This is a genomic window from Leifsonia xyli (assembly GCA_001647635.1).
GTDB lineage: Bacteria > Actinomycetota > Actinomycetes > Actinomycetales > Microbacteriaceae > Leifsonia > Leifsonia xyli_A.
This window is the reverse complement of the sequence record CP014761.1, coordinates 61,737-83,954: the sequence shown is the minus strand read 5'-3', so window position 1 is coordinate 83,954 and position 22,218 is coordinate 61,737. Positions and strand designations below refer to the sequence as shown.

The window sequence follows — 22,218 nt, the reverse complement described above, 5'->3', positions numbered from 1 at the left end:
ACCTTCAGCGGGCGAGGCGCGCGACGGCGACCGCCTCGGCGACGGTGGCTGCATCCGTGATGTCGTAGTGGGCGTCCCCGCCGCCGGGTCCGCTGGGTGCTCCGACGACGGAGTCGCGGGCGGAGAGGTGCACGGCATCCGCGCCGGTCGACGCGATCGCCGGGATCTCGTCCGTGCGCACGCCTCCCCCGGCCATCACCTCGATGCGCCCCGCAGCCCGCTGGGCCAGCGCCCGCAGCACCGGCACACCGTCGATGGTGCGGCTCGCACCTCCTGAGGTCAGGACGCGGTCCACGCCGAGCGCGACCAGTTCCTCCAGGGCCGCCGCTCGGTCGGTGACGATGTCGAAGGCCCGGTGGAAGGTCACGGGGACACCTTCCGCCGCGTCCACGAACCGGCGCATCGCCTCGCCGTCGACGGTGCCGAACTCGTCCAGGGCGCCGACGACGACGCCTGCCGCTCCGGCTGCGCAGGCGAACCGGATGTCCGCGACGGTCAGTGCGACCTCGGCGGCGTCGTAGACGAATCCGCCGCCGCGAGGACGGACGAGCACGTGCACGAAGCCGGCCCGCTGCTCCCGCCGGGCCTCCTCGACGGCGGCCGCGACGAGCGCGGCGGACGGCGTGAGGCCGCCCATCGCGAGCGCCGTGCAGAGTTCGACGCGGTCGGCGCCCTCGGCAAGGGCGATGCGCACGCCGGTGGCATCCTGTACGGCGATCTCGACGGCGACGCCCATGGATGCTCCTCACGCAGAAGGGGTGCCGCACGCGTCGCGTACGGCACCCCTGAGACTAGTGCGCGGTGACCCCGAGGGTCAGGCTCAGCGAGCGACCTCGCCGTCGACGTAGTCGTCGTCGTTCGACGCGTTCCAGGCGAAGAGCTTGCGCAGCTCGCGGCCGGTGGCCTCGATGGGGTGCTGCTCGCCCTTGGCGCGGAGCGCCAGGAACTCGGGCGCGCCCGCGTCCTGGTCGGCGATGAAGCGCTTGGCGAAGGTGCCGTCCTGGATGTCGGACAGCACCGCCTTCATGTTCTCCTTGACGTGCGGGTCGATGACGCGCGGACCGGAGACATAGTCGCCGTACTCGGCCGTGTCGGAGACCGACCAGCGCTGCTTGGCGATGCCGCCCTCCCACATGAGGTCGACGATGAGCTTGAGCTCGTGCAGCACCTCGAAGTAGGCGACCTGGGGCTGGTAGCCGGCCTCGGTCAGGGTCTCGAAGCCGTACTGGACGAGCTGCGAAACGCCGCCGCAGAGGACGGCCTGCTCGCCGAACAGGTCGGTCTCGGTCTCCTCCGTGAAGGTGGTCTTGATGCCGCCGGCGCGCAGGCCGCCGATGCCCTTTGCGTAGGAGAGGACGAGCGGCCAGGCGTTCCCGGTCGCGTCCTTCTCGACGGCGACGATGACGGGGACGCCGCGGCCGGCCTCGTACTCGCGGCGGACCGTGTGGCCCGGGCCCTTCGGGGCGACCATGATCACGTCGACGCCTTCGGGCGCCTCGATGTAGCCGAAGCGGATGTTGAAGCCGTGCCCGAAGACGAGCGCGTTGCCCTCCTGCAGGTTGCCCTGGATGTCGTCGGCGTACAGGTGGCGCTGCACCTGGTCCGGCGCGAGGATGACGATGACATCGGCCCACGCCGCGGCGTCGGCGGCGCTGAGGACGCGGAAGCCCGCCTCCTCGGCCTTCGGCTTCGACTTCGAGCCCTCCTTGAGGCCGATGACGACCTCGACGCCCGAGTCGCGCAGGTTCTGCGCGTGCGCGTGACCCTGCGAGCCGTAGCCGATGACGGCGACCTTCTTGCCCTGGATGATCGAGAGGTCCGCGTCGTTGTCGTAGTAGATCTCAGCCACTTTGGCTTCTCCTTGCTGGTTTGTTCGGACGAACTTAGTTCTTGAAAACGCGCTCGGTGATGGACTTGCCGCCGCGGCCGATCGCGAGCAGGCCCGACTGGGCCATCTCCTTGATCCCGTAGGGCTCGAGCACCTTGAGGAGCGCCTGGGTCTTGCCACTGTCGCCGGTGACCTCGATCACGAGCGCGTCGGTGGCGACGTCGACCACGCGGGCGCGGAAGAGGTTCACCGCCTCGAGCACCTGCGAGCGGGTGGAGTTGTCCACCCGCACCTTGATGAGCAGGTGCTCGCGCTGCACCGACTGCGCAGGATCGAGCTCGACGATCTTGATGACGTTGATCAGCTTGTTGAGCTGCTTCGTCACCTGCTCGAGCGGAAGGTCTTCCACATCGACCACGACGGTGATGCGCGAGAGGCCGTCGACCTCGCTGGTGCCCACCGCGAGCGAGTGGATGTTGAAGCCGCGGCGGGCGAACAGCCCCGCCACGCGGGTCAGCAGACCGGGCTTGTCCTCGACGAGGAGGCTCAGAACGTGCGTGCTCATGGTCACTCCCCTCCGAACGACGGGCTGTGGTCGCGGGCGTACTGGACGTAGCTGTTGCTGACGCCCTGCGGGACCATCGGCCACACCATGGCGTCGGCGCTCACGACGAAGTCGATGACGACCGGACGGTCGTTGGTCTCGAGCGCGAGCTTGATCGCGGCGTCGACCTCTTCTTCTTTCGTGACTCGGATGCCGAGGGCGCCGTACGCCTCGGCCAGCTTCACGAAGTCGGGGACGCGGACGGTGTCGTGGCCCGTGTTGAGGTCGGTGTTGGAGTAGCGGCCGTCGTAGAACAGCGTCTGCCACTGCCGCACCATGCCGAGCGACGAGTTGTTGATGATCGCGACCTTGATCGGGATGTCGTTGATCGTGCAGGTGGCGAGCTCCTGATTGGTCATCTGGAAGCAGCCGTCGCCGTCGATGGCCCACACCGTGCGGTCGGGCTGGGCGACCTTCGCGCCCATCGCCGCCGGCACCGAGTAGCCCATGGTGCCCGCGCCGCCGGAGTTCAGCCACGAGTTGGGGCGCTCGTACTTGATGAACTGCGCGGCCCACATCTGGTGCTGGCCGACGCCGGCCGTGTAGATGCCCTCGGGCCCGGTGAGTTCGCCGATCCGCTGAATGACGTACTGCGGTGCGAGGAGGCCGTCGCTGGTGGGCGTGTAGCCGAGCGGGAACTCCTCGCGGAGCCCGTTCAGGTACGTCCACCACTCGACGATGTCGGGCTGCTGGGCCCGTGAGGCCTCCTGGAACGCCGCGGTCAGATCGACGATGACGTCCTTGGCATCGCCGACGATGGGGACGTCGGCGATCCGGATCTTGGAGATCTCGGCCGGGTCGACGTCGACGTGCACGACCTTCGCGTTGGGCGCGAACAGCGAGGTGTTGCCCGTGACGCGGTCGTCGAACCGCGCGCCGAGCGACACGATGAGGTCGGACTCCTGCAGCGACAGCACCGCGGGCACCGTGCCGTGCATGCCGGGCATGCCGAGGTGCTGCTTGTGCGTGTCGGGGAAGGCGCCGCGCGCCGTCAGCGTCGTGACGACCGGCGCGCCGGTGGCCTCGGCGAGCTCCAGGAGCTCCTGCGACGCCTTGGCACGGATCACGCCGCCGCCGACGTAGAGCACCGGCTTCTTGGCCTCGACGAGCAGCTGGGCCGCTGCCAGCACCTGCTTGCCGTGCGCCTTGGTGATCGGCCGGTAGCCCGGCAGGTCGACCTTGGGCGGCCACACGAACGGCGCGGTGTTCTGCTGCGCGTCCTTGGTGATGTCGACGAGTACCGGACCCGGGCGGCCGGTGCCGGCGATGTGGTACGCCGCCGCGATGGTCGCCGGGATCTCCTCCACGCTCTTCACGAGGAAGGAGTGCTTGGTGATCGGCATCGTGATGCCCACGATGTCGGCCTCCTGGAACGCGTCCGTGCCCATCAGGGTGGAGAACACCTGGCCGGTGATGAACACGACGGGGACGGAGTCCATGTGCGCGTCCATGACGGCGGTGACCAGGTTGGTGGCGCCCGGTCCGGAGGTCGCCATGGCGACGCCGACCCGGTTGGAGGCGACCGCGTAGCCTTCGGCCGCGTGACCGCCGCCCTGCTCGTGGCGCACCAGGATGTGCCGGATCTTTGTCGAGTCCATGATGGCGTCGTAGATCGGCAGGATGGCACCGCCCGGCAGCCCGAAGACGTCGGTGACGCCGAGGAGCTCGAGGGTGCGGACGACCGCCTGGGAGCCGGTCAGATTCTCGGGCGACGCCGTGCCCGGCGCCGCGGACGGCAACACAGTGCTGGGGGTTGCATCCGTGGACATGCCTATCAGTCCCTTACGTACGAAGATGGTTTACGGTGCTGGCGCGCAGCCTCAGCCGGTGACGGCTCCTTCAGCTGCGGAGCGCACGAGCTTGGAGAACTTCGCGAGAACGCCACGGGTATAGCGCGGAGGAAGAGGCGCCCAGCCTTCACGGCGGGCGGTCAGCTCGGACTCGTCGACAAGTAGGTCGAGGGAGCGAGCCGCGATATCGACCCGTATCAGATCACCATCGCGCACGAAGGCGATGGGACCAGCGTCCACCGCTTCGGGTGCTATGTGGCCGATGCACAGGCCGGTTGTGCCGCCTGAGAATCGTCCGTCCGTCAATAGTAGTACATCCTTGCCGAGGCCTGCGCCCTTGATGGCGGCGGTGATCGCGAGCATCTCGCGCATGCCCGGTCCGCCCTTGGGACCCTCGTAGCGGATGACCACCACGTCGCCGGCCTTGATGGTGCCCTCGGTCAGGGCGTCCATCGCGGCGCGCTCGCGCTCGAAGACCCGCGCAGGGCCCTCGAAGACCGCTGCGTCGAAGCCGGCCGTCTTGACGACCGCGCCCTCGGGAGCCATCGAGCCCTTGAGGATGGTGATGCCGCCGGTGGGGTGGATCGGGTTGTCCAGCGATCGCATGACCTCGCCGTCCGGAGCGGGCGGGTTGATCTCGGCCAGGTTCTCGGCGACCGTCTTGCCGGTCACCGTGAGGCACTCGCCGTGCAGCAGGCCCGCGTCGAGCAGCGCCTTCATGACGACCGGGACGCCGCCGTGGCGGTCGACGTCGTTCATGACGTACTTGCCGAAGGGCTTGAGGTCGCCGATGTGCGGCACCTTGTCGCCGATGCGGTTGAAGTCGTCGATGGTGAGGTCGACCTCGGCCTCGTGCGCGATCGCGAGGAGGTGCAGCACCGCGTTGGTCGAGCCGCCGAACGCCATGACCACGGCGATGGCGTTCTCGAACGCCTCCTTGGTCATGATGTCGCGCGCCGTGATGCCCTTCTTGAGCAGGTTGACCACGGCCTCGCCGGAGCGGTGCGCGTAGTAGTCGCGGCGGCGGTCCGCCGAGGGCGGCGCGGCCGACCCCGGGAGGCTCATGCCGAGCGCCTCGGCCACGGAGGCCATGGTGTTGGCGGTGTACATACCGCCGCAGGCGCCCTCGCCCGGTGCGATAGCGCACTCGATGCGCTTGAGGTCTTCTTCGCTCATCTTGCCGGCCTTGCACGCGCCGACCGCCTCGAAGGAGTCGATGATCGTGACGTCCTTCTCGGTGCCGTCGGAGAGCTTGACCCAGCCCGGCGCGATGGAACCGGCGTAGAGGAAGACCGCCGAGAGGTCGAGCCGCGCGGCCGCCATGAGCATGCCGGGGAGCGACTTGTCGCAGCCGGCGAGCAGGACGGTGCCGTCGAGCCGCTCGGCCATCATCACCGTCTCGACCGAGTCGGCGATGACCTCGCGCGACACGAGAGAGAAGTGCATGCCCTCGTGGCCCATGGAGATGCCGTCGGAGACCGAGATGGTGCCGAACTGGAGCGGATAGCCGCCGCCCGCGTGCACGCCCTCTTTCGCGCCCTGCGCGAGACGGTCGAGCGAGAGGTTGCAGGGCGTGATCTCGTTCCAGGACGAGGCGATGCCGATCTGCGGCTTCTCCCAGTCCTCATCGCCCATGCCGACCGCGCGGAGCATCCCGCGGCTGGTGGTGGCTTCGATCCCGTCCGTGACGACGCGCGAACGCGGTTTCCAATCGACTTCTGGCATGGAACAACTCTAGGACGTCTCGAATGCCCCTCCGACCATGTGTGCAGAACGGTGGATAACCCGCGAAGGGGTCAGTCTGTGGACGACTTCACGTGCGCCTCGCGCGCCTGGGCCAGCAGCGTCAGCAGCGTCGCGATCGCACGCTCGTCCGCCACCCGGTACTGCGCGGCCGTCTCCCCCGTCCCGACCTTGATGCCCACGTCTCCGCGCGACGGATCCAGAACGCGGAAGCCGTCCTCGTCGGTCACGTCGTCGCCCGCGAAGAGCACCGCGGTCGCCTTCGTGTACTCTCGCAGCCGCTCCACCCCGTCGCCCTTGTGCGCCTCGCGGATCGAGAACTCGATGATGTCCTTGCCGTCGCGGATGGTCAGCGCGTCGCTCACGGTCGCGGCCGCCTCGCGCGCCCGGTCGACGACCTCCTGATCGCGGTCGCCCTCCACCTGCCGGTAGTGGACGCCGTACCCGACCGGCTTCGTCTCGAGCTTCGCACCGGGGGTGGAGTCGACGAGGGCGCCGAGCACGTCACCGAGGCGCTCCAGCGTCTCCTTCTCCGCGGGCGACAGATCCAGCGACACCCCGTCGCGGCCGAAGCGGATCTCCACCCCATGAGAGCCGATGAGCAGCGCGTCCGGGTCGGCCTCCGTCACGATCTCGAGGCTCGAGAGCGGACGGCCCGACACGTACGCGATCCAGGTGTTCGGCAGGTGCTCCAGCCGGTCGAGGGCGGCCTTCGACTCGGGCAGCGCCCGGGCGCCGCGCGGGACGTCGACGAAGGGCGCGAGCGTCCCGTCGAAATCGAGCGCCAGCAGGAGGCGGTCGGTCGCCGCCAGCTTCTGCAGCGCGGTGGCGAGAGCGACGGCGGAGGCGGGCGGGAGGTGCGAGGCGGTGTCGGTCATACGGCTTTCAGACGGGGAGGAACGAACAGTGGATGGGCTCAGCGCCGGTTGACCGGCGGGTCCTGGAGCGGGTGGTCGCCGTGTGCGCTGCGGGTGAGAGCGTCGAGGAAGGAGGCCGACCACCGAGCGACGTCGTTGGTGAGCACCTTCTTGCGGAGGGCGCGCATCCGGCGCGTGCGGTCTCGCTTCGGCATGGCGAGCGCCTGCATGACGGTGTCCTTGAGGCCCTCGATGTCGTGCGGGTTGATCAGCAGCGCCTGGCGCAGCTCGTCGGAGGCGCCGGCGAACTCGCTGAGGACGAGCACCCCGTCCTCGTCCACACGGGTCGCGACATACTCCTTCGCGACGAGGTTCATGCCGTCGCGGAGAGCGGTGACGAGCATGATGTCGGCCGCGAGGTAGAGGGCGACCATCTCCTCCCGCGGATAGCCGTGGTGGAGGTAGGCGACGGCCGTGTGGCCCAGGGTCGAGTAGTCGCCGTTGATCCGGCCGACGGTCAGCTCGATCTCGTCCCGCAGCTGGCGGTAGGTCTCGACGCGCTCGCGGCTCGGGCTCGCCACCTGGACCAGCGTGACGTCCTCGGCCTTGACCCGCCCCTCCGCCAGCAGCTCGCCGAACGCCTTCAGCCGGTGGCCGATGCCCTTCGTGTAGTCGAGCCGGTCGACGCCGAGCATGATCTTCTCGGGGTTGCCGAGCTCCTCCCGGATCTCGCGGGCACGCGCCTGGATCTCAAGGCGGCGCGCCAGGTCTTGGTACTGGTCGGCGTCGATAGAGATCGGGAAGGCTCGAGCGAGCACCGTGCGCACCAGTCCGCCACGACGGTCGGTGGTGACGTGGCGGTGCGACCCCGCCTCCGGGTCGTCCGTGTCGATCGGCACCTCGATGATCGGCCCGCGCGTCTCGTACCCCTTGAGCCGGCGCACGGCGCGCGAGAAGTTGCCCGCGTCCGCCACCCGCTGGAAGCCGATGACGTCGGCGCCGAGCAGCCCGTCGATGATCTGGCGCCGCCAGGGCAGCTGCGAGTAGATGCCGTACGGCGGGAACGGGATGTGGTTGAAGAAGCCGATGACCAGGTCCTGCCGCAGCTCCCGCAGCATCGCGGGGACCAGCTGCAGCTGGTAGTCGTGCACCCACACGACGGCGCCCTTGGCGGCGACCGACGCGGCGGCCTCGGCGAAGCGGCGGTTGACCTTCACGTAGCTCTCCCACCACTCGCGGTGGTACGACGGCTGCGCGATGACGTCGTGGTACAGCGGCCACAGCGTGTCGTTGGAGAAGCCCTCGTAGTACTCCTGCAGCTCCTGCTCGCTGAGCGGCACGGGGAGGATGTTGATCCCACCTGCCTCGAACGGCTCGATCTCCTCGTCCGAGACGCCGGCCCAGCCGATCCACACGCCGTCCTGGGACCGCATGACCGGCTCCAGCGCCGCGACCAGACCGCCCGGCGAGGGCCGCCAGTCCGCGTTGCCGTCGTCGTCCACCACCCGGTCGACCGGCAGGCGGTTGGAGACGATGATCAGGTCGTAGGTCGTCGGTTCTGGCGTCGCGGTGATGGTCGGTCAACTCCCTCGGGGGTTCTCGGCGTGAGACACCAGCCAGGGTACCAGCGCCCCTACTGGGCCTTGCCGAGCAGCTGGATGAGCCGGCTCGCGTACTCCGCATAGCCTGCGGCGGTCGGGTGGAAGATGTCCGCCCCCGAGGTGTTGAGCCACGGCGTTCGGTCGCCGATGGCGTGGCCTGCGAAGTCGACCGGCAGGTAGGTCATGGCCTTGCCGTCGGCGCGCTGCTGGTCGACCGCCTGCCGGATGACCTCGTTCAGGCCGATGGTCGCGGCGTTGATGGCCGCGGCGGTCTGGAAATCGGGAGCGGACGGATCGGACGCGTCGTAGAGCAGCGTGTAGCCGGTCACGACGATGCGCGCGTTCGGCGCGGCCTGCGCGACGGCGCTATAGACCGTGGTCAGCCGATCCGGCAGCACGTTCAGCAGCGACAGGGCGGCCGTGACCTGGTTGCGGCAGGCGGCCGCCTTGCCGGCCGCACAGCTTCCCGCGATCTCGGCGACGCCGAGGTCGTTGCCGCCGATGCTCACGGTGACGAGGTCGGTGCGGTCGTCGAGGGCGATCAGCTGGTGCTTCAGGAGGTCGGAGGTGGTGGCTCCGGCGCAGGCGGCGTTCACGACGAGGTCGACGGCCGCCTTGCGGGCGAAGACCGGCGGGTAGCCGTTGGGGCTGAGCCGGCACTTGCCCTGCTCGGCTCCCCCGCCCATCCCCGCGGCGAACGAGTCGCCCACGGCGACGTAGCGGGTGGACGCGGTGAGCGGCTCCTTCGGGAACGGATCGGGCGTCTGCGTGGGCGCGGGGACGGACGTGGCCGCCGGTCGGGGCGCGTCCGCGCTGGAGGGCGCGCCGGAGCAGCCGCTCAGGACGAGGGCCGCGGACGCCGCGGCGAGGACGGCGACGGCGCGGAGCACACGGGAGGCGCGCGGCGCGCGGGGGTCTCGGGATGCTTCGGGTCGCATCCGTCAGACACTAGACCGCGCGGCTTGGGGAACGCTCAAACCCGCTCGGTCAAGGCGAGGAGGATCGCGGGCACGGACTCCGACAGCCGCTCGGGGAAAGTGCGCTGGTCGTCTGCCAGCACCGCGCGCGCTTCGCCGTTTGCGCAGAGCTCGGCGATGACCCGGACGGCCTCGGCCGGCTCGATGGTGAAGCGGCGCCCGGCGCTCGCCAGCGCCTGCACGACGATCTCGGTCAGCTCGGCGAAGAACTCATCGTAGTAGCGGAGGTAGTCGGCCGCGATCGAGTGGTCGCGCAGGGCCATGAGCTGGAACTCTGCCTGCACCAGCCACCAGCGCCGGTCGTCGGACTGCAGTTCGAGGATGCGGGTGATCGTCCGCAGCACGTCCTCGTCGTCGAGTCCCCGGCCCTGCTCGCCGACCAGCGGGGTGAGGAACTGCTCGACGCCGGCGTTCAGCTGCTCCAGCCGCATGCCCATCTCGCGCTCGATCAGTGCGAGGAACAGCTCCTCCTTGGTCGAGAAGTTGGAGTAGAACGCACCCCGCGTGAACCCGGCCGCCTCCACGATGGTCTCGACGCTGGCCGCGCTGACTCCCTGGTCGGCGAACACCTCAAAGGCGGCGTCGAGCAGCCGCGTCCGGGTGCGCCGGCGCCGGCCGGACTCGGTGGGGGCGTCGTCCGTGAGAGTCGTGCTGTTCAAGCTGAAACCTTCCTGAATCCAACTTTCGATACAGCAGTGTATCCGATACGGTTCTGTACGGATACAACGGTGTATCGAACTGTTTTTCGTCGCTTTCGGTACTCACCCACTGGAGAACCCGTGTCCTCGCTCCTGTACTCGGTCGGCCGGTGGGCCTACCGCGCCCGCAAACTGGTACTGATCCTCTGGATCGGGCTCCTCGCCCTGCTCGGCGGCGGCGCCCTGCTCCTCAACCAGGGCACGGACAACAGCTTCAGCATCCCGGGCACCGAATCGCAAGAGGCGCTCGACACGCTGAGCCGCACGTTCCCGCAGGTCAGCGGGACGACCGCGCAGATCGTGGTGGTCGCCCCCGATGGGAAGACGGTCGACGACAGCGCGGTGAAGGCGCCGATCGAGACCGCGGTCTCCGATCTGAAGGACGTCTCCGGTGTGTCCGGCATCACGTCTCCGTACTCCGACCAGGTCAAGGACCTCGTCTCCGAGGACCGCTCCGCCGCGATCATCACCGTGCAGCTGAAGGGTCAGATGACCACGGTGACGGCCGAGACGAAGGACGACATCAAGAAGGTCGGCGCCGACCTCGCGAAACAGCTGCCGGACGGCTCGAAGTCGGCCGTCGGCGGCCAGCTGTTCTCGCAGAACCTGCCGACGCTGTCGGTGATCGAGCTGATCGGCGTCGGCATCGCGCTCGTGGTGCTGATCGTCACGTTCGGATCGTTCCTGGCCGCCGGGATGCCGCTGCTCACGGCCATCCTGGGCGTCGCCATCTCGATGTGCCTGATCTTCATCGCGACGCTGTTCGGGTCCATCTCCTCCACGACGCCGATGCTGGCGCTCATGCTCGGGCTCGCGGTGGGGATCGACTACTCGCTGTTCATCATCTCGAGACATCAGGGACAGTTGAAGGCCGGGGTGCCACCGGAGGAGTCCGCCGCGCGCGCGGTCGCGACCGCCGGGTCGGCGGTGCTGTTCGCGGGCATCACGGTCATCATCGCGCTGGCCGGCCTGGCCGTCGCGAACATCCCCTTCCTCACCACGATGGGCATCGCGGCGTCGGCCGCTGTGGCGGTCGCCGTGATCATCGCGCTGACGCTCACACCGGCGCTGCTCGGCTTCGCCGGTGCTCGACTGACGCCGGGGCGGCGCACGGCGGCCCGCGAGGAGAAGCGGCGCGCGGCCCTTGCGGCCGAGGGCGAGGAGACGTCTGCTCCGGAGCCCACGCCTGCTCCCGCCGCCGATTTCGCCCACGCGGCGAACGCCGAGATCCCCCGCGGATTCTTCCGCGGCTGGGTGCGCGCCGTGACCCGCTTCCCGATCGTCACGGTCGTGGCCGTCATCGTCGGGCTCGGCATCGCCGCTCTCCCCGCGCTGCAGCTGCGGCTCGCCCTGCCCGACGCCGGGTCGCAGCCGGAGAGCTCGTCCGCCCGCGTAGCCTACGACCTCGTCTCCGAGCACTTCGGCCCCGGCTACAACGGACCGCTGATCGTGACCGGCTCTATCATCCAGAGCACCGACCCGCTGGGACTCATGAAGAAGATCGGCGACGAGATCGCGGACCTGCCCGGAGTCGCGTCGGTGCCGCTGTCGACCCCGAACGCGACCGCCGACACCGGGATCGTCCAGGTCGTGCCGACCACGGGCCCGGACGACCCGAAGACCGCCGACCTCGTGGCCGAGATCCGCGCGAAGCACCAGCACTTCCTCGACGAGTACGGCGTCGACCTGAAGGTCACCGGCAACACGGCCGCGCAGATCGACGTGTCGTCGCGGCTCGGGGGCGCCCTGCTGCCGTTCGGCGTGCTCGTCGTCGGGCTGTCGCTCATCCTGTTGACGATGGTGTTCCGGTCGATCGCGGTGCCGATCAAGGCGGCGCTCGGCTACCTGCTCTCGGTGGGCGTCGCGTTCGGCGCAGTGACCGCCGTCTTCGAGTGGGGCTGGCTGTCGGACGTACTGCACGTCGACAAGACCGGCCCGATCATCTCGTTCATGCCGATCATCCTGATGGGCGTGCTGTTCGGCCTGGCGATGGACTACGAGGTCTTCCTGGTCAGCCGCATCCGCGAGGACTACGTGCACGGCGGCAACGCGCGCCGCGCCATCCAGAGCGGGTTCGTCGGCTCCGCGAAGGTCGTGACCGCCGCCGCGATCATCATGATCTCGGTGTTCGCCGCGTTCGTGCCCGAGGGCGACGCGTCGATCAAGCCGATCGCGCTCGGCCTCGCCGTCGGCGTGTTCGTGGACGCGTTCATCGTCCGCATGACGCTCGTGCCCGCCGTGCTGCAGCTGCTGGGCGACAAGGCGTGGTGGATGCCGCGCTGGCTCGACCGCATCCTCCCCTCGTTCGACGTCGAGGGCGACGGGCTGCAGAAGGAGCTCCAGCTCGCCGACTGGCCCGAACCGGGCGCGACCGGCGTCGCTGCCGCGGAGGGCCTGACAGTCGCGACCCGCAAGCGCACGCTGGTCGGCGACGTGTCGTTCCGCCTCGGCGACGGCGAGGTGCTCGTCGTGCACGGCGGTGACCGCACGGCGGCCCTCGCGCTGCTGATGGCGATCACCGGGCGGACGCACGTCGACGGCGGCACCGTGAAGGTCGCCGGGTTCGTCCTCCCGACGCGCGGAGCAGCGGTCCGGTCCGCCACGTCGGTCGTGCGGCTCGACCGCGCGGACACCCCGGTCGAGGATGTCCGTCGCGCGCTCGCCAGCCGCCCGAAGCTGCTCGCCCTCGACGCCGTCGACACCGTGACCGACCCGGTCGAGCGCCGACGCCTCCGTGCGGAGCTGACCGCCGCGCTCAGCCGGGCGCGCGTCGAGGAGCGGCCGTTCGCCCTCGTCGTCAGCTGCGTCGACCCGTCCGGGCTCGACGACCTCCTCCCCGACACGGCCGAGCCGACCGCCGTCGACCTGTCCGACGCGCCGCGCACCGCGACTCCCGTCGCCGATCTCACCGACACCGACCGCGCCGAGCACGGCGCCCACCTCGAGAAGACGAACGCCTGATGACCACCCCCACCTCTCCCCTGCGCCGTCCCGGGTCGCTGTTCTCGCTGGAGCGGATGCGCTCCGACAAGCGCGTGACGTGGCTCACCATCGCCGGCATCCTGCTCGTCCCGCTCGTCATCGGCGGTTTGCTGGTCTGGGCCCTCTGGAACCCGACCGAGCGCCTCCACGACGTCAAGGCGGCCGTGGTCAACCTCGACCAGCCGGTGAAGCTGAACGGCCAGACGGTCCCGCTCGGACGCCAGATGGCGGCCGGGCTGCTCGACACGAAGAACGACAACTTCTCGTGGGTGCTGACGGACAAGAAGGACGCGGACAAGGGGATCGCGAGCGGAGAGTACGTCTCGGTCGTGACCATCCCGGAGAACTTCTCGAAGGCGGCGACCTCGACCGCGGGCGACGCGTCGCAGGCGACCCAGGCCACCATCGACGTGCGCACCAGCAAGGACTCGAAGCTCGTGGACCCGGCGATCAGCCAGGCGGTGACGACCACGGCCACGTCGGTGCTGAACAAGCAGCTGACCTCGACCTACATCGAGAACGTCTACGTCGGCTTCAACACGCTCGGCGAGCAGCTCGGCAAGGCGGCGACCGGCGCGGACCAGCTCTCGGGCGGACTGACGCAGCTCGCGAGCGGGACGCACCAGCTCGGCGACGGCGCGGCGCAGCTGTCGAGCGGCGCATCGTCGCTCGCGGGCGGTATCTCGCAGCTGTCGGACGGGACGTCGGGGCTGGCGGACGGCATCCAGAAGACAGCCGACGGCGCCGCCGCGCTGCCCGGCGCTCTGCGCGGTCTGAGCGGCAACGCGGGAACTGCTGCGACGGAGGTCACGCAGGCACTTCAGGCGATCGGCGGCACCGCGGCCAGCGCCTGCGCCGGCCTGGATCCAGCCCTCGACCCGAAGCTCGCCCAGCTGTGCGGCACCATCCAGGCGCAGTCGCCGAAGCTGCAGGACGGCATCAAGAACGCCACCATCGCGCAGATCGGGGTGGGCAAGGTGGCGGACAGCAGCGACCAGCTCGTCGGCGGCCTGAACGGACTGGCGTCCGGCGCGCAGCAGCTCGCCTCCGGCGCCTCCCAGTCCGCGGACGGCGCGCAGCAGCTGGCGACCGGTGTCCAGCAGCTGAGCGACGGCATCCCGGCCCTCGCCTCCGGGGCCGATCAGTCGGCCTCCGGCGCCGCGTCGCTCGCCATGGGGCTGCACACGGCGGTGAAGCAGCTGCCGTCGTACGACAGCGGCGAGCGGACCAGCCTCGCGAAGGTCGCGGCCGAGCCGGTCACGCAGAAGGCCTCGGGCACGACCGCGTTCGGCAGTTCCAGCATCCCGCTGTTCGCCTCCGTCGCCCTGTGGCTGGGCGCGCTGGCGACGTTCCTCGTGCTGCAGGCGCTGTCGCGTCGCGCGCTGCTCACCTCGCGGGCGGCCGGGCTGATCGCCCTCGACGGCTTCGTGCCCGCCGCCGTGCTGGGCGTGCTGCAGGGCGTCCTCGTCTCGGCCGTGATGGCTCCCGCCCTCGGACTCGACGTGGGGCACTGGTTCGGCTTCGCGGCCCTGGCGTCCGCGACCGGCATCGCCTTCGCCGCGGTGAATCACGGGCTCGTCGCGCTGCTCGGAGGGGTCGGGCGGTTCCTGTCGATGCTCGTCGTGGTGATCACGCTGGCCTCCGGCATCGTCTCGACCGCGCCGGACTTCTTCGACTCGGCGCTGCCCTGGCTGCCGACGGCTCCCGCGATCACGGCGCTGCAGGGCGCGATCGACGGCTCGGCGGACGCCTGGCGCGGCCTGGGCGGGCTCCTCCTGTGGGCGGCCCTCGGCTTCGCCCTCGCCCTGTTCGCCGTGGCTCGCCGCCGCGTGATCAACGCCGCCCAGCTCCTCCCCGCCGAGTAGCCCCCGCCCCCTCCATCGACTACACGAAGAGTGGAGAGGGTCAAAGCGTGGCGGAGAGGGCCAGGGTGGCGAGGACGACGGTGACGGGGGCGACGATCAGGCCGAGGAGCATATACCGGGACCAGCGGATCTCGACGTCGAACGACGTCAGGCGCTGGTGCCAGAGGAGGGTCGCGAGGCTCGCCCACGGCGTGATCAGCGGACCGGCATTCACGCCGATGAGCAGCGCCGCGAGCCGCGCCGGGCTCTCGGCGACCGGCTCCAGGGCGAGGTAGGCCGGCAGGTTGTCGATCGCGTTCGCACCGACCAGTCCGGTCAGCGACAGGCGCAGGAGGGCCAGCGGCGACTCCCCCGTCCCGGAGACCGTCGCCATCAGCGTCCCGAGCCCGGCGGCGTGCAGCGCCTCGATGAAGAGGAACAGCCCGGAGGCGAGGAGCACCAGCTGCCACGGCAGCAGCCCGAAGCGCACGACTCCGCGCCGCCGCACGAGGAAGAGCACCACCAGCACCACGGCCGCGATCGTCGTCGGCAGCCACACCGGCAGGCCCGACACCAGCAGCGGGACGAGCGCCACCACGACCGCGGCGGAGACCCAGAACAGCACCCGGTCCTCGATGCCGTCCTCCTCGCCCGTCTCGTAGCGGACGAGGAGCGAGCGCCGCGCGATGACGAACACCACGATCATCGGCACGATCATCGCCACCAGCGCCGGCGCCCACATGAGCGCCGCGAACGCCGCGGGCGACGGGTCGCCCATGGAGCGCTGGGCCAGCAGGTTGGTCAGGTTGGAGACGGGCAGCAGCAGCGAGCCGGCATTCGCCATCCACACGGTGGTCAGGGCGAACGGCAGCGGGTTCAGCCCGGCGTGCCGCGCCATCACGATCACGACCGGGGTGAGCAGCACCGCGGTCGTGTCGAGCGACAGGAAGATGGTGCTCAGCGCCGCGACGACCACGACGAGCAGCCACAGAACCCAGGCGCGCCCGCGGCCCCAGCGCGCGGTCTGCTGGGCGAGCACGGTGAAGACGCCCGCCTCGGCGGCGAGCTCGGTCACCACGGTGATGGCGACGACGAAGAGCAGGATGGGCCAGACACGGTCCCACAGCTCGATCGCCTCCGGCACCGGCAGCAGGCCGGTGGCCACGGCGATCGCGCCGAGCACGAGGAGCACGGCGCCCACGATCGCGGTGCGCATCCTCCTCCTCCCGGCCCAGACCATCGAAGCGTACGCTACGGGACGACCCGGAAAGGAATCGGATGCGCAAGTACCTCTTCAACGGCGCCGTGATCAGTGCGGCGATCGGGCTCTGGACCACCATCCAGTCCTCCAAGAACGGCCCGCGCGATTGGCGCGTCCCTCTCATGTGGATCAACGCCGGCATCTCGCTCGCGCTGGCCGTCGGGGCCGTCCTCCAGGAGACTCGCGAGGCCTCCGAGCGCGAATCCAAGCCGGTCGGAGGCCGAAAGGGTCGCTGACCCGCCGATTTCCGCGGATCTCCCGGCGTGTTGCGCGGGTTTCCGCGGCACTCCTCCAGGACACTTGTATTACTTGTTGAACCTGGAAGGGGTTGCGCGATGTTTGGTCGTAGGCGGCACGCCGCGCCAGTGCCGGCGGCTCCGGCTCCGCAGTTGACGGATGCCCAGATTCTTGAGCTCGTGCACGGCAAGGTGTCCGAGCTCATCGGAGCGGACGGCGAGTGGACGGTCGTCCGCCGCGCCCAGGACGACACCGACACCATTTTCCACTCGATCCTCGCGCAGTCGGTCTCGGTCGGGATCGCCGCCGCCATCGCCGAGGCGCGTCGCCGCCTCGAGGCGGGCGAGTCGCTGACGGCGCCGCAGCACCTGGCCGCGTCCGTCGCCGACGCCCCCGTCGAGGCCGAGGTCGTTCCCGCTCACGTCGCCGAGCCCGCGCCGGTCGCCGAGGTCCCCGCCGCCGAGGTGGAGGCTCCCGCCGTCGAGGCCGAGCCCGCCGCGTTCGGCTGGGAGCCGGCCCCGATCACGCAGTGGACCGACCTTCGCAAGCCGGTGACCGGCGAGTTCCCGCTGGTCTCGCACCGCACCGCGGCCTGACGACCGCAGACCGGGCCGCCGCGCCCCGCGGGGCTCAGCCGAGCTCCGGCCAGTCCTTCGGACCTCCCGAACCGGCCGGGTACTCGTCCAGGGGAACCTTCCCAGCGCGCCAAGCCGCGAGGACGGGCTCCACGATCCGCCAGCACTCCACCGCCGTGTCCGCGCGGACGGACAGCGAGGGGTCGCCGTCGAGAATGCCCTCCAGCACCTCACCGTAGGCCAGCAGCTCGCCCGGTCCGAAATCCGCCGTCAGCGACGCGCGCTCCAGCTCGAAGGGATCGCCGGAGCCGTTGATGTTCACTTCGAACGACATCGAGTCGGGCGCGAACATCAGCCGGAGTTTCGCCGGCTCTGTCGCCCCCTTCAGTCCGGACGGGATGTGCGCGGCCGGCACGAAGGTGACGACCATCTCGCGCCGGCGGCTGCCGAGCGCCTTGCCCGAGCGCAGGGTGAACGGCACTCCGCTCCAGCGCCAGGTGTCCACCTGTAGGGTCACCTCGGCGAGCGTCTCCGTCTCGCGCTTCGGGTCGACCCCCTCCTCGTTTTCGTAGGCAGGCAGCTTCTTGCCGTCGATCTTCCCCGCGCCGTAACGCGCCCGACGGCTCGAGGCGACCGGGTCGTCGGCCCACACCTTCGTCGCGCGCAGCACCAGCTGCTTAGCGTCGCGCAGGTCCGCCTCGCCGAGCGTCGACGGCGGCTCCATCGCGAGCACCGCCATGACCTGCAGCAGGTGACTCTGGATCATGTCCATCAGGGCGCCGGCGCCGTCGTAGTAGCGGGCACGTCCCTCCAGGGCGAGCGTCTCGTCGTAGATGACGTCGACCGACTGGATGTGCCGGCCGTTCCAGAGCGGCTCCAGGATGCTGTTCGCGAACCGGACGCCGAGGATGTTGAACACGCTCGACTGGCCGAGGAAGTGGTCCACCCGGTGGATCTGGGACTCCGGCACCAGCGTCGCCAGCTGTTCGTTGAGCGCGATGGCGCTCTTCCGGTCGGTGCCGAACGGCTTCTCGAGGGCGAGGGTCAGGCCCTTCGGCAGCTCGAAGGTCCCGAGCGCCTTACAGGCCTTCGCTGTCACGGCGGGCGGCAGCGCGAAGTACAGCGCGGGCACGCCCTTCACGCTCCGGAGCAGGCTCTCGAGGTCGTCGGCGCTGGTGGCGTCCGCCTTCACGTAGCGGGTCTCCTTCAGCAGCTTCTCGATCGCGGCGCCCTTGGCCCCGACCGTCGCGAACGACTTCTTCACGATCGCGCGCCACGCGTCGTCGTCGAGGTCATCGCTGGCAGAGCCGACGAGGGAGACGGCGCGCTTCGGCTGATCGGTGAGCAGCTGGCCGATGGCGGGAAGGAGCAGCCTCGACGTGAGGTCGCCGGATGCTCCGAGAATGACAAGAGTGTCCACAGCCTGCGTCATGGCGATCACAGTACGGCCATACTGGGAATATGTCGCTCCCCATCGAGGATTACGCCCTGATCAGTGACTGCTTCACCGGGGCCCTCGTCGGCAAGGACGGGAGCATCGACTGGCTCTGCCTCCCTCGGTACGACTCGCGCTCGATGTTCGGCGCCCTGCTCGGCACCGAGGACCACGGCCGCTGGCTGGTCGCTCCGGTCGATGCCGAGGCGAGCAGCACGCGCCGCTACGAGAAGGACACGATGATCCTCGTCACCCGCTGGGTGACCGCCGAGGGCGAGGTCGAGGTCATCGACCTCATGCCCATGGACGACCACCGCGCCGACATCATCCGTCGCGTCCGCGGGGTGAGCGGGACGGTGCAGATGCGTCAGGACCTGCGCATCCGCTTCGGCTACGCCACCGCGATCCCGTGGGTCCGCCAGGACAAGACCGAGAAGCCGCATGCGCTCATCGCGGTCGCCGGACCCGACGCGATCGTCGTGCGCGGCGCGCAGCTGCATGCGACGAACCACGCGCACGAGGGCGAGTTCACCGTTCACGCGGGCGAGACGGTCGACCTCACGCTGACCTGGTTCCCGTCGCACCGCGACGCCCCGCCGGCGCTCGACGTCGAGCACTCCATCCAGCACAGCCGCGAGTGGTGGACGACGTGGGCGAGCGGCTGCGAGCACGACGGGCCGTACCGCGACGAGGTCGTGCGCTCGCTGCTCCTGCTGCGCGCCCTCTCGCACCTCGAGACCGGCGGCATCGTCGCCGCCGCGACCACCTCGCTGCCCGAGGCGTACGGGGGCGAGCGCAACTGGGACTACCGCTACGTCTGGCTGCGGGACGCGTCCCTCACCATCGCCGTTCTCCTCGCCCACGGCTACGACGACTACGTCGACCACTGGCGAGACTGGCTGCTGCGCGCGATCGCGGGCGACCCGGGCGACGTGCAGATCATGTACGGCCTGGCGGGCGAGCGCGACCTCGACGAGCGCATCATCGACAGCCTCCCCGGCTACCAGGGAGCGCATCCGGTGCGCATCGGCAACGACGCCTCCAACCAGTTCCAGGCGGACGTGATCGGCGAGGTCATGCTGGCGCTCGACCGCGGCCGCCGCGAGGGCAACGCCGAGACGCGGTTCTCGTGGGCACTGCAGCGCGCACTGATGGGCTACCTGGAGCAGCACTGGCGCGAGCCCGACCACGGCATCTGGGAGATCCGCGACAAGCCGCAGCACTTCGTCCACTCGCGCGCGCTCGTCTGGGCCGCCTTCGACTGCGCCGTCCGCGCCGTCGAGGAGTACGGCCTCGAGGGGCCGGCCGAGCGGTGGAAGCGCGAGCGCGACGCCATCCGCGCCGACATCGAGGCGAACGGCTGGGACCCGCACCGCGGCACGTACGTGCAGCACTTCGGCACGACCGAGGTGGATGCGTCCCTCCTCCAGCTCGCCCAGGTCGGCTACATCGACTACGACGACCCGCGGATGCTCGGCACCGTGAAGGCGCTCGAGACCGACCTGCTGCGGGACGGGCTGCTGCTGCGCTACCGTACCGAGTCCGGCGTCGACGGGCTGCCGCCGGGAGAGCATCCCTTCCTCGCCTGCTCGTTCTGGCTGGTGGAGCAGTACGCGCAATCGGGACGCCGCGACGACGCGATCCGGATGATGGACCGGCTGCTCGGCCTGGCCAACGACGTCGGTATGCTCTCCGAGGAATACGACGTCGAGGGCCGCTCGCACGCGGGCAACACGCCCCAGGCGCTGACCCACCTGACGCTGGTCCGCGCGGCGGACGCGATCGGCGGCCTCCCGCTGTGAGCTCCCTCCCGGCCACCGGCGCCGACACCCTCGAAGAGACCGGGACGGACGAGCTGCTCGAGCTCGGCTCCCCCTGGGTGACCATCGTCTGGAACGACCCGGTCAACCTCATGAGCTACGTGACCTACGTCTTCCAGACGTACTTCGGGTTCCCGCGCCGGGAGGCCGAGCGGCTCATGATGCTGGTGCACACCGAGGGGCGCGCGGTCGTCGCGACCGGCACGCGCGAGGAGATGGAGCGGCACGTGGAGGCCATGCACGACTACGGCCTGTGGGCGACGCTGACGAAGGCGGACGCATGACCCCGTTCCGCAAGCACCGCGACGGGACCGTGTCGGCGCGCTTCCCCGAGGACGAGGCCGAGCTGCTGACGTCGCTCGCCGAGCAGTCCATCGACCTGGCGCGCGCGGCTGCCGACCCGGACGCCGACGGCTTCGACCCGGCACTCGACCGGCTGCTGCCGGACGCCTACCCGGACGACCCTCAGGCGTCCGCCGAGTTCCGCCGCTTCACCGCCGCGGGCCTCGCCGAGCGCAAGGAGGCGAGCGCACGCACCATGATCGAGTCCCTGTCCCGTCGCGAGGACGGGACGACGGTCGCGGTGCTGGACCCGGCGCAGGTGACGGCGTGGCTCCGCACGATCACCGACATCCGCCTCGTGCTCGCGGCGCGGCTCGGCATCCACCAGGACGGCGACGAGGGCGACATCCACGACGAGGACACCGCGCTGCAGCGCGCCGTCTACGACTGGCTCGCCGGCGTGCAGGAACTGCTCGTGATGACGGTGCAGCCGCGCCGCTGAAGGGCGTCAGACCGGATAGCGCACGGCGGCGGCCGCGGCTCCGCCGCCCGGGACGTCCTCCGCGCGCAGGGCGTAGACCTTCGCCTTGGAGGCCAGCGCCCGCCGCAGCACCTCGTCCACCACGCCGTACTCCCCCGGCTCGTCCTCGGGTGCGAGCGTGATCGCCCCGGTGTCCTCATCGACCGACCCGGGCACGCGGCGGTCGATGTCGATCACCAGCGACTCCACCGCGCCGAAGGTCGCCGCGCGGGCGATGTCGCTGAGGTCGACGAGGGCCGTGCCGGCCGCGATCCGGGCCTCGTAGGCATCCCGCAGCGCGGCCACCTTGCTCGCGTACAACCGGTCGAGCACGCCGCGGGCGGCCGTCGCGATCTCCTCGTCGGTCTTGTCCTCGGGGCTTCCGCCGATCGTCTCGGCCACGAGCCGCGGATGCTCGCCGGCGCCGCGGAAGATGCCCGCGAGCGGCTCGGCGGCGGCGAGGATGAGCGGCTCGGTGGAGTTGGCCAGCAGCGGGTGCAGGGCGCGTTCGATCGCCTGGACATACTCCAGCATCCGCACCTTCTGGCCCTCGGAGCCCTGGATGCGGCCGTCCGGCGACCGGCCGCTCACCGAGGCGAGTCCGACCGCCGCCGCCACGTCGCGCGGCATCCCCGGCACGTCGATCCGCTCCGGCGGCCGGTCGGGCGAGATGTGCAGCAGCCGCACGGAGTTGCCCGCGAGGGCGAGGATGAGCGCCGACTGCGGGAAGGTCAGCGCGCGCAGCAGCGGCTTGACGTAGAACCGGTCTGCGATCTCGCATGCGGTGCCCAGCCGGTTCGGCAGGCGGAACGTCTCGGCCAGGTCGCCGTCGAGGAACACCGCAAGCGAGCGGGACTGGTAGCGCCAGAAGTCCCGGTCGTCGAGGATGCGCTGCCCCTCCGCCTGAATGGACTGGATGCGCGACCGCCCCACCTCCAGCCTCTCGAGCGCCTTGACCGCGCTGGCGAGGTGGTTCTTCAACTCGATGCGCGCACGATCGGCCTCCGCGGGGGTCGTCCCGGTCGGCAGGTAGATGCTGACGCAGCCGGGTTGACGCATCGCGGCGATCCGCTCGACGTCGGCCTTGGTGGGAATGTCCTTGTACTCCACGGGTGGTCCTCCTGCCTCGTCGGTGCGGCGTGGTCGGTCGCGGTGCGGCCAGTC

General features: G+C 70.3%; 19 protein-coding genes. 7 read left to right on the top strand and 12 right to left on the bottom strand.

Features of this window, described 5'->3' with window-relative positions; all coding sequences use genetic code 11:
* Positions 1-4: 4 nt before the first annotated feature.
* From A0130_00450 to A0130_00410, 9 genes are all read right to left on the bottom strand, one after another.
* Entirely contained in the window at positions 5-736 is a 732-nt protein-coding gene (locus tag A0130_00450) for a copper homeostasis protein CutC (GenBank protein ID ANF30356.1), read from the bottom strand.
* A gap of 84 nt (positions 737-820) precedes the next feature.
* On the bottom strand, positions 821-1,849 hold the full coding sequence (locus tag A0130_00445) for a ketol-acid reductoisomerase (GenBank protein ID ANF30355.1): 1,029 nt from the start codon (positions 1,847-1,849) through the stop codon (positions 821-823).
* A 34-nt stretch (positions 1,850-1,883) separates the two neighbouring features.
* Complete coding sequence (locus tag A0130_00440) at positions 1,884-2,393, bottom strand: acetolactate synthase small subunit (GenBank protein ID ANF30354.1); 510 nt, start codon at positions 2,391-2,393, stop codon at positions 1,884-1,886.
* A 2-nt stretch (positions 2,394-2,395) separates the two neighbouring features.
* Positions 2,396-4,201, bottom strand: a complete 1,806-nt coding sequence (locus A0130_00435) for an acetolactate synthase 1 catalytic subunit (protein ID ANF30353.1) — start codon at positions 4,199-4,201, stop codon at positions 2,396-2,398.
* A 51-nt stretch (positions 4,202-4,252) separates the two neighbouring features.
* The gene (locus A0130_00430; protein ID ANF30352.1) at positions 4,253-5,947 is read right to left on the bottom strand and encodes a dihydroxy-acid dehydratase; all 1,695 of its coding nucleotides are present in this window, start codon (positions 5,945-5,947) and stop codon (positions 4,253-4,255) included.
* A gap of 71 nt (positions 5,948-6,018) precedes the next feature.
* Entirely contained in the window at positions 6,019-6,843 is an 825-nt protein-coding gene (locus A0130_00425) for a trehalose-phosphatase (GenBank protein ANF30351.1), read from the bottom strand.
* Between the two features lie 38 nt (positions 6,844-6,881).
* Complete coding sequence (locus A0130_00420; protein ANF30350.1) at positions 6,882-8,360, bottom strand: trehalose-6-phosphate synthase; 1,479 nt, start codon at positions 8,358-8,360, stop codon at positions 6,882-6,884.
* Positions 8,361-8,455: 95 nt separating this feature from the next.
* Complete coding sequence (locus tag A0130_00415) at positions 8,456-9,361, bottom strand: hydrolase (GenBank protein ID ANF30349.1); 906 nt, start codon at positions 9,359-9,361, stop codon at positions 8,456-8,458.
* Between the two features lie 35 nt (positions 9,362-9,396).
* The gene (locus A0130_00410) at positions 9,397-10,059 is read right to left on the bottom strand and encodes a hypothetical protein (protein ANF30348.1); all 663 of its coding nucleotides are present in this window, start codon (positions 10,057-10,059) and stop codon (positions 9,397-9,399) included.
* 120 nt (positions 10,060-10,179) lie between these two features.
* Here A0130_00410 and A0130_00405 point away from each other — a divergent pair, with 120 nt between their 5' ends.
* Both A0130_00405 and A0130_00400 read left to right on the top strand, forming a co-directional pair.
* On the top strand, positions 10,180-13,059 hold the full coding sequence (locus A0130_00405) for a transporter (protein ANF30347.1): 2,880 nt from the start codon (positions 10,180-10,182) through the stop codon (positions 13,057-13,059).
* Positions 13,059-14,945, top strand: a complete 1,887-nt coding sequence (locus tag A0130_00400) for a hypothetical protein (protein ANF30346.1) — start codon at positions 13,059-13,061, stop codon at positions 14,943-14,945. The genes A0130_00405 and A0130_00400 overlap by 1 nt, the downstream gene beginning before the upstream one ends.
* A 40-nt stretch (positions 14,946-14,985) precedes the next feature.
* Here the strand turns inward: A0130_00400 and A0130_00395 are convergent, their stop codons facing one another.
* Entirely contained in the window at positions 14,986-16,140 is a 1,155-nt protein-coding gene (locus tag A0130_00395; GenBank protein ANF30345.1) for an arsenic transporter, read from the bottom strand.
* A gap of 62 nt (positions 16,141-16,202) precedes the next feature.
* Between A0130_00395 and A0130_00390 the strand changes: the two genes are divergently transcribed.
* Positions 16,203-16,421, top strand: a complete 219-nt coding sequence (locus A0130_00390; GenBank protein ID ANF30344.1) for a hypothetical protein — start codon at positions 16,203-16,205, stop codon at positions 16,419-16,421.
* 129 nt (positions 16,422-16,550) lie between these two features.
* On the top strand, positions 16,551-17,018 hold the full coding sequence (locus A0130_00385; protein ID ANF30343.1) for a hypothetical protein: 468 nt from the start codon (positions 16,551-16,553) through the stop codon (positions 17,016-17,018).
* Between the two features lie 34 nt (positions 17,019-17,052).
* On the opposite strand, the gene A0130_00380 is transcribed toward A0130_00385, so the two are convergent.
* Positions 17,053-18,429, bottom strand: a complete 1,377-nt coding sequence (locus A0130_00380; protein ANF33231.1) for a glucose-6-phosphate dehydrogenase — start codon at positions 18,427-18,429, stop codon at positions 17,053-17,055.
* Positions 18,430-18,458: 29 nt separating this feature from the next.
* Between A0130_00380 and A0130_00375 the strand changes: the two genes are divergently transcribed.
* Genes A0130_00375 through A0130_00365 form a run of 3 tightly spaced genes read left to right on the top strand, consistent with a single transcriptional unit; the run spans position 18,459 to position 21,036 of the window.
* The gene (locus tag A0130_00375) at positions 18,459-20,234 is read left to right on the top strand and encodes a glucoamylase (protein ID ANF30342.1); all 1,776 of its coding nucleotides are present in this window, start codon (positions 18,459-18,461) and stop codon (positions 20,232-20,234) included.
* Entirely contained in the window at positions 20,231-20,536 is a 306-nt protein-coding gene (locus A0130_00370; protein ID ANF30341.1) for an ATP-dependent Clp protease adapter ClpS, read from the top strand. The genes A0130_00375 and A0130_00370 overlap by 4 nt, the downstream gene beginning before the upstream one ends.
* Positions 20,533-21,036, top strand: coding sequence for a hypothetical protein (locus A0130_00365; GenBank protein ANF30340.1), 504 nt, complete (start codon positions 20,533-20,535; stop codon positions 21,034-21,036). Before A0130_00370 ends, A0130_00365 begins: the two co-directional genes overlap by 4 nt.
* A 6-nt stretch (positions 21,037-21,042) precedes the next feature.
* On the opposite strand, the gene A0130_00360 is transcribed toward A0130_00365, so the two are convergent.
* Positions 21,043-22,164: a hypothetical protein gene (locus A0130_00360; GenBank protein ANF30339.1), complete on the bottom strand. Its 1,122-nt coding sequence runs from the start codon at positions 22,162-22,164 to the stop codon at positions 21,043-21,045.
* Between the last annotated feature and the right edge of the window lie 54 nt (positions 22,165-22,218).